We start from the raw sequence: 6,223 nt of genomic DNA on the forward strand, positions 1-6,223 counted from the left end.
GATCAGGTCACGGAATGACGGGCGATGGCCACGTCGATGATGTCGCCATCCGACCAGGCCGACAGCGCGTAGGCGATCGCCTTGTTGCCCGCACCCGCGGCTGCCGCGACACCAAGGCCGCTCGTGTTCGCGGTGATGGAGGCACCAGCGGCACCTGCGCCGGACATCTTCAGCTCTGCCGATCCCGACATGATGACATCGGCCATCTGGCCCTGGGCCGCGTCGAGCTGGCCGATGACGATCGGGGCCTCGTGCAGGCTCGGGTCATAGGCGGCGGCGATGGCCGACACCTGTGCCTCGGAGAACTCAAGGCTCTGGCCCGACATGGCGGTGTGGCGACCGGCGCGGAAGATGTGAAGCGGCTGTGTCATGGCCCGACATTAGGGCCTGAACCGGGGCCATGTCAGATGAAGGACTTCACATGATATGCGGGCGCGGGGCTGTGTGCGGTGTCACCACTCTAGGCGCTTCAGCTCCGGCTCCAGCGCGTCCATGAACGTGGTCAGCGTGCCGCCGCCCGCAAGCGCGCGATCGAGCGCGCCCCGGATCGCTTCCAGAACCTCGTCGCGCATCGCCTTGGCCACGACGAAATTGCTGGCGTGCTCGTTGCGCCAGATATCTCGGAAATCGAACCGGGCATCGGGCGGCGCGAGCCCCTTGGAGCGGAAGAACGCGAGCGCCTCCTCGGGACGCAGGCGTTTGAGCGCGTCGATCACGGGGCCACCGCGCCGGGCAGGCTGTCCTGCCCGTCCGGCACCTCCTCGTCATCGACCACCGCGCCCAGATCGCCCGCCAGCCGCGCGGCAAAGCTCGCCTCGGTCAAGAGAGCGGTCACCCCCGCCCATGGGCTGCGTCGTAGTCGAGGAGCGGGTTGATGGGGATGATCCGGTGCGGGTTCACCGTCTCGTGGCTGTAATGGTAGTGGCGCACGATGTGGTCGAAATTCACCGTCTCTTTCACACCCGGCCATTGGTAAAGCTCGCGCAGATAGCCCCAGAGGTTCGGATAGTCGACGATGCGCCTGCGGTTGCACTTGAAGTGCAGGTGATAGACCGGATCGAAGCGGATCAGCGTGGTGAAAAGCCGCCAGTCGGCCTCGGTCAGCCGCGCGCCCATCAGGTAGCGGTTCCGCGACAGGCGCTCTTCCAGCCAGTCGAGGCTTTCGAAAAGCGGCTGCACGGCGGCGTCATAGGCGGCCTGAGAGGTGGCGAACCCGGCCTTGTAGACGCCGTTGTTGACCGTGTCGTAGATGCGCGCGTTCACGGGCTCGATGGCCGCGCGCAGGTCTTCGGGCCAGTAATCGTCGGTGTTGCCGGTCAGCCCGTCAAAGGCCGTATTGAACATGCGGATGATTTCGGAGCTTTCATTCGAGACGATGGTCTCGCGCTCGGTATCCCAGAGGATCGGCACGGTGACGCGGCCCGAGATGTGCGGGTCTGCCTTGAGGTATATGTCGCGCGCAAACGGCAGGCCGTAAAGCCGGTCGCCCGTCGCACCGGGGTAATCGCTGCGGAATTCCCACCCTTCGGTCAGCATGTCGGGATGCACCACGGAGACGCCGATGTGATCCGTCAGCCCCTTGAGCGCGCGAAAGATCAGCGCGCGGTGCGCCCAGGGACAGGCCAGCGCGACATATAGGTGATAGCGGCCCGATTCCGCCCTGAACCCGCCTTCGCCCGAAGGGCCGGGGGCCCCATCGGCGGTGATCCAGTTTCGGAATTTCGCCGTGGATCGGACGAATTTTCCGCCGGTGGATTTGGTGTCATACCAGGTGTCGTGCCAGATGCCGTCAACGAGTTGTCCCATGGGTGCGGCCCTCCTTTGAGCGTCAAGGTAAGGCCGGGGCGCGCCCTGCTCCACCCGCCGCGCCGCGCAGCGCCCGTGCGGGGGCGCACAGCGGCCGTGGGGCGCGCGCGGGTCTTGACCGCGCCCGCGCCCCGCCGCAAGGTCGCGCCGCGCGAAGGAGAGCCATGATGACCCCCGAAGAAATCGCCCGCCTGCCCTATCGCCGCTGCGTCGGTGTGATGCTCGCCAATCCGGCGGGTCACGTCTTTGTCGGCCAGCGGCTCGACAATGACACCCCCGCCTGGCAGATGCCGCAGGGGGGCATCGACAAGGGCGAGAGTGTGACCGAGGCGGCGCTGCGCGAATTGTGGGAAGAGACCGGCGTGACCTCCGACAAGGTGCGCATAGAGGCGGAAACGCCGGACTGGCTGACCTATGACCTGCCGCACGAGATCGTGCCGCGCATCTGGAAGGGGCGCTATCGCGGGCAGGAGCAGAAATGGGTGCTGATGCGCTTTCTCGGGCAGGACGGGGATGTGAACATCGCCTCTGATCACCCGGAATTTTCGGAATGGCGCTGGCTGCCGCCCGAAGACCTCGTGGCCCATATCGTGCCGTTCAAGCGGGCGGTCTATGCCCGCGTGCTCGACGCGTTCCAGGGTCGGCTCTAGAGTTGCTCAAAAGTGGGAACCGGTTTTGAGCTTCTCGAACATGCGAAATCAATAAGTTAGAGCGTATCGTGTGAATTCGAATGAACGCGACACGCTCTGAGCCGCGCCCTCAGTCGAAAAACGGCGTCATCTGCGCCACGATCACGGAATTCTCGTCAAGCGCGCGCTGCATCAGGGCGCGCTCCTCGGCGCTGATCTCGTGGCCCTCGGACTCGCGCTCGGCCAAGGTGCCATAGCCTGTCACGTCGAGCGGCGCACAGTCGGCCTGCTTGAGGATGGCCACGCTCTCGCGCACCGCCTCGGCCTCATCCACGCCCGAGGCATAGATCATCAGCGCGGCACCGGTGGCCCCCTCGGGCAGCCCGTCGCCCGCCTTGCGCCCGATTTCCACCAGCAATGTATAGACCTGCTGGCGGCTTGGTTTGTCGCTCATGCGCGCGCCCTCCCGGTTTTGTGAACCCCTGAGCGAGGGGGCGCGCGAAGTCAAGCGCCGCTCAGCCTCGGTCGAAATGATCCCGCAAATCCTCGGCCCCGCCGATATGGGTGCCGTCGATGAAGATCTGCGGAATGGATTTCGCCCGTGGCAGGCGTGCGGCATAGTCGGCGCGCACCTCTGGCCGGGTCATGTCATGCTCCTCATAGGCAAGGCCGCGCGCCCTCAGGAACGCCTTTGCGGTCTCGCAATAGGCGCATCCCGGCCCGGTGAAGATCTCGATCCGCATGGCGCGCCTCAGTGGTTGATGGTGAGCTTGGGCTTGACCCCGTCGAACATCGGCTCGAGTGCCACGCCAAGCGCGTCGCCGAATTTCGACACCGCGATATAGGTGGTGATGACAAAGGCCGCATCGACGATCTGCGGCTCGGACCAATGGGCGTGGAGCCGCTCCCACAGGCCCTTGGAGACGCGGTTGGCGTCCTCGCCGATCTGCACGCAGAAATCCAGGAGCGCCACCTCGGCTTCGGTGAAATGCGGGCTGGTGCGGTATTTCACCCCGTCGATATCGGCGACCTTCTCGGAGGGGATGCCCAGCATGTCGCACAGCCGCTCGTGCTGGACCACGCAATACTGGCAATCATTGCCCTGCGTCGCCTTGAGGATCAGCAACTCCTTGGTGTTCCAGTCAAGCACCCCGTCCTTGAGGATCGCCATGATCGTGTCGGTAAAGACATTGCCGTATTCCGGCTGGTGGCCGAACACCTTGAAGATATTGAGCAGCGCCTGAAACCGCGCCTCGGCCCGGTCGTAAAAGGCAAGCGTCTCGGGGTTGGCCTGTTCGCGTTCGACATAGGATACAGTCATGGCGGTCTCCTTTTCTGGAATGATCGTTCTGTTTCGGGCAAAAAATTTTCACATCAGAAGGGCCCGCGCTTGGGATGTGATGGCGGCGGGGGCCGCGTCAGGGGTTGCGCCCGCGCGCATCAGCACGCGCAGCCCCACGAACAGCCCCAGAAGGGTTTGCGAAGTGTGCGCGGCGTCGATATCGGCGCGGATGGTGCCAGCGGCCTGCGCGGCCTCGATCCGGTCGCAAAAGAACGCCTCGACCCCCTCGAAGGCCGCCGTCACCAGATCGCGGATTTCGGTGTCATGCGGGGCCAGTTCCAGCGCGGTATTGACCAGAAGGCAACCCCCCGGTTGGTCCGGTGCGGGTGGGGTGGCGGCGGCGTCGAAGGCGGCAAGGATCGCGTCGCGCGGCGACAGGTCGCGCGCCAGCCGCGCCAGAAAGCCGCGCCGCTGGCGGTCGTCATAGCGGCTGAGGCTGGCCAGAAACAGCCCGCGCTTGTCCTCGAACCCGGCATAAAGGCTGGCGCGGTTGACGCCCGTGGCCGCGACCAGATCGTTGATCGACGTGGCCTCATACCCGCGCGCCCAGAAGGCGGCGATGGCGCTGTCCACCACCTTGTCGGGATTGAAGCTGCGTGGGCGTCCCATGGATCAAACCTGCCGTTTTCGGAACGATCAGTCAAGAAAAGAACGCCCCCGCCCTTCTCAGTCCCGCAACAACTCGTTGATCCCGGTTTTGGACCGCGTCTGCGCGTACGACCGGCTTTCCTGTCGAGCACCCCTCGCCCGCCTCGGAAGAGCATCTGACCGCTGGGCGATTTTTCGCTGAGTTCTCTCAGTTACGGTTAATCTGTCGTTTCAAAATCCGGATAAGGTCCTGCACGTCTCCGGCTCCGGGCTGAAAACGGTAATCAAGCGGACCCACACCAACTGCATTCCCCACCTCGTCGGTAAATTCCTGTAGTTTTTCGAAAAATTCGTGAGCCTCACTACTGCTGTGCTCCCCGTATTTCTGACTGCTTCTAAAAGACTCGACGTCACTATGAGAAATGTATTTATTGCGTGCTTTATCGATATAATTTTCACGATATCGCATTATTTCGGCACCCAAGGCATCTATCCGAGGAGTGAGTCTGCCAACATTGCCCACCTCTTCCACGATCCAGCACACTGAGAGATTGGCGCGTCCACCTGTTCTCGCCGGATCGGTCAATCGCCCGATCTGCAATATAATCGATTGAATGAGCCAGTCATTCAAATCTTGGAAGAAAAAACCTGCGGTATGCCTGAGCGCAACATCTACCCTTTCGTCCTCGCTTTCATACAAGGCGAGGTAGGTGTTGAACGTGTTGCGGAGGTTTATGCACTCGTTCTGAAAACACAGGAAATCTTTCTTGAGTTGATCGAGCATCTCAGTCCCGCAACAACTCGTTGATCCCGGTTTTGGACCGCGTCTGCGCGTCCACCCGCTTCACGATCACAGCGCAGTAGAGGTTGATCCCCCCCTTCGACGGCATCGAGCCTGCGACCACCACCGAGTAGGGCGGCACCTCGCCATAGCTGACCGCGCCGGTCTCGCGGTCCACGATCTTGGTGGATTTGCCTATGAACACGCCCATCCCCAGAACCGAGCCCTCGCGCACGATGCAGCCCTCGACCACCTCCGAGCGCGCGCCGATAAAGCAGTTGTCCTCGATGATCGTCGGCCCCGCCTGCATCGGTTCCAGCACGCCGCCGATCCCGACACCACCCGAGAGGTGCACGTTTTTGCCGATCTGCGCGCAGGAGCCGACCGTGGCCCAGGTATCCACCATCGTGCCGCTGTCCACATAGGCCCCGAGATTGACAAAGGACGGCATCAGCACGACACCCGGCGCGATATAGGCCGAGCGGCGGACCACACAGTTGGGCACGGCGCGAAACCCGGCGGCGCGCCATTCGGTCTCGCCCCAGCCCTTGAACTTGCTGTCCACCTTGTCCCACCAGCCGCCGCCTTGGGGGCCATTGTCATGGATTTCCATATCCTTGATGCGAAAGCCCAGAAGCACCGCCTTCTTGGCCCATTGGTTGACATGCCAGTCGCCGGTCTCCTGCCGCTCGGCCACGCGCAACGCGCCCGAATCGAGCGCGTTCAACGTCTCCTCGATGGCCTCGCGCGTCGCACCCCCGGTCGCGGGGGTGATCGTGTCGCGCGCCTCCCAGGCGGCTTCGATGGCGGTTTCCAGTTGGGCGTTGGACATGGCGGCGCTCCCTCGGGTGTTGTTTGCGGTTGGCTCGCCTATAGGGCCAAGGGCGCACGGGATCAATGCGCGCGCGCCTGCCCGTCGTGCCGCGTCATCCTCTGGCTTGGCCAGAGGATCTCTGGCCTGCGGGAGATCCCCGCCTGCGCGCTAGGCGATTCACACATTTCGGAGCCTCCATCCGTGGGCGAGGGATTTGAAGTATTGGAGCCCGTGGCGGAAGGTGATTGGGCCGGGCGGTTTGG

The 6,223-nt window shown here is 63.6% G+C and carries 11 protein-coding genes; 1 reads left to right on the forward strand and 10 read right to left on the reverse strand.

Annotated elements, in window-relative coordinates:
- Positions 1 to 2: 2 nt before the first annotated feature.
- The 4 genes from ACSSV8_RS10530 to ACSSV8_RS10545 form a co-directional block, all read right to left on the reverse strand.
- A complete protein-coding gene (locus ACSSV8_RS10530; RefSeq protein WP_454282399.1) occupies positions 3 to 371 on the reverse strand; it encodes a hypothetical protein in 369 nt (122 codons plus the stop codon).
- An 81-nt stretch (positions 372 to 452) separates the two neighbouring features.
- Entirely contained in the window at positions 453 to 716 is a 264-nt protein-coding gene (locus tag ACSSV8_RS10535) for a phage head morphogenesis protein (protein ID WP_354539148.1), read from the reverse strand.
- Complete coding sequence (locus tag ACSSV8_RS10540) at positions 713 to 835, reverse strand: hypothetical protein (RefSeq protein WP_354539147.1); 123 nt, start codon at positions 833 to 835, stop codon at positions 713 to 715. Before ACSSV8_RS10540 ends, ACSSV8_RS10535 begins: the two co-directional genes overlap by 4 nt.
- Positions 832 to 1,806 carry a glutathione S-transferase family protein gene (locus ACSSV8_RS10545; protein ID WP_354539146.1) on the reverse strand — a complete coding sequence of 325 codons (975 nt, stop codon included), beginning with the start codon at positions 1,804 to 1,806 and terminating at the stop codon, positions 832 to 834. The genes ACSSV8_RS10540 and ACSSV8_RS10545 overlap by 4 nt, the downstream gene beginning before the upstream one ends.
- Before the next feature lie 167 nt (positions 1,807 to 1,973).
- Here ACSSV8_RS10545 and ACSSV8_RS10550 point away from each other — a divergent pair, with 167 nt between their 5' ends.
- Positions 1,974 to 2,456: an RNA pyrophosphohydrolase gene (locus ACSSV8_RS10550; protein WP_354539145.1), complete on the forward strand. Its 483-nt coding sequence runs from the start codon at positions 1,974 to 1,976 to the stop codon at positions 2,454 to 2,456.
- A gap of 109 nt (positions 2,457 to 2,565) precedes the next feature.
- Here ACSSV8_RS10550 and ACSSV8_RS10555 read toward each other — a convergent pair whose 3' ends face one another.
- The 6 genes from ACSSV8_RS10555 to dapD form a co-directional block, all read right to left on the reverse strand.
- Positions 2,566 to 2,889, reverse strand: a complete 324-nt coding sequence (locus ACSSV8_RS10555) for a hypothetical protein (protein ID WP_354539144.1) — start codon at positions 2,887 to 2,889, stop codon at positions 2,566 to 2,568.
- A gap of 61 nt (positions 2,890 to 2,950) precedes the next feature.
- A complete protein-coding gene (locus ACSSV8_RS10560) occupies positions 2,951 to 3,178 on the reverse strand; it encodes a glutaredoxin family protein (protein WP_354539143.1) in 228 nt (75 codons plus the stop codon).
- Positions 3,179 to 3,186: 8 nt separating this feature from the next.
- Positions 3,187 to 3,756, reverse strand: a complete 570-nt coding sequence (locus ACSSV8_RS10565; RefSeq protein ID WP_454282400.1) for a carboxymuconolactone decarboxylase family protein — start codon at positions 3,754 to 3,756, stop codon at positions 3,187 to 3,189.
- A gap of 48 nt (positions 3,757 to 3,804) precedes the next feature.
- Positions 3,805 to 4,386 carry a TetR/AcrR family transcriptional regulator gene (locus ACSSV8_RS10570; protein WP_354539141.1) on the reverse strand — a complete coding sequence of 194 codons (582 nt, stop codon included), beginning with the start codon at positions 4,384 to 4,386 and terminating at the stop codon, positions 3,805 to 3,807.
- Between the two features lie 187 nt (positions 4,387 to 4,573).
- Positions 4,574 to 5,149 (reverse strand): AbiU2 domain-containing protein, encoded by a 576-nt coding sequence (locus tag ACSSV8_RS10575; RefSeq protein WP_354539140.1) that lies wholly within the window; start codon positions 5,147 to 5,149, stop codon positions 4,574 to 4,576.
- Position 5,150: 1 nt separating this feature from the next.
- Positions 5,151 to 5,978 (reverse strand): 2,3,4,5-tetrahydropyridine-2,6-dicarboxylate N-succinyltransferase, encoded by an 828-nt coding sequence (gene dapD / locus ACSSV8_RS10580; protein WP_454282401.1) that lies wholly within the window; start codon positions 5,976 to 5,978, stop codon positions 5,151 to 5,153.
- Positions 5,979 to 6,223: the final 245 nt, after the last annotated feature.

The sequence above is a fragment of the Roseovarius sp. MBR-79 genome (genome assembly GCF_053628555.1).

Coding starts and splice junctions, on each gene's coding strand:
- dapD (WP_454282401.1), bottom strand. CDS start 5,978: ATGTCCAACGCCCAACTGGAAACCGCCATCGAAGCCGCCTGGGAGGCG.
- ACSSV8_RS10565 (WP_454282400.1), bottom strand. CDS start 3,756: ATGACTGTATCCTATGTCGAACGCGAACAGGCCAACCCCGAGACGCTT.
- ACSSV8_RS10560 (WP_354539143.1), bottom strand. CDS start 3,178: ATGCGGATCGAGATCTTCACCGGGCCGGGATGCGCCTATTGCGAGACC.
- ACSSV8_RS10550 (WP_354539145.1), top strand. CDS start 1,974: ATGACCCCCGAAGAAATCGCCCGCCTGCCCTATCGCCGCTGCGTCGGT.
- ACSSV8_RS10545 (WP_354539146.1), bottom strand. CDS start 1,806: ATGGGACAACTCGTTGACGGCATCTGGCACGACACCTGGTATGACACC.
- ACSSV8_RS10575 (WP_354539140.1), bottom strand. CDS start 5,149: ATGCTCGATCAACTCAAGAAAGATTTCCTGTGTTTTCAGAACGAGTGC.
- ACSSV8_RS10530 (WP_454282399.1), bottom strand. CDS start 371: ATGACACAGCCGCTTCACATCTTCCGCGCCGGTCGCCACACCGCCATG.
- ACSSV8_RS10555 (WP_354539144.1), bottom strand. CDS start 2,889: ATGAGCGACAAACCAAGCCGCCAGCAGGTCTATACATTGCTGGTGGAA.
- ACSSV8_RS10570 (WP_354539141.1), bottom strand. CDS start 4,386: ATGGGACGCCCACGCAGCTTCAATCCCGACAAGGTGGTGGACAGCGCC.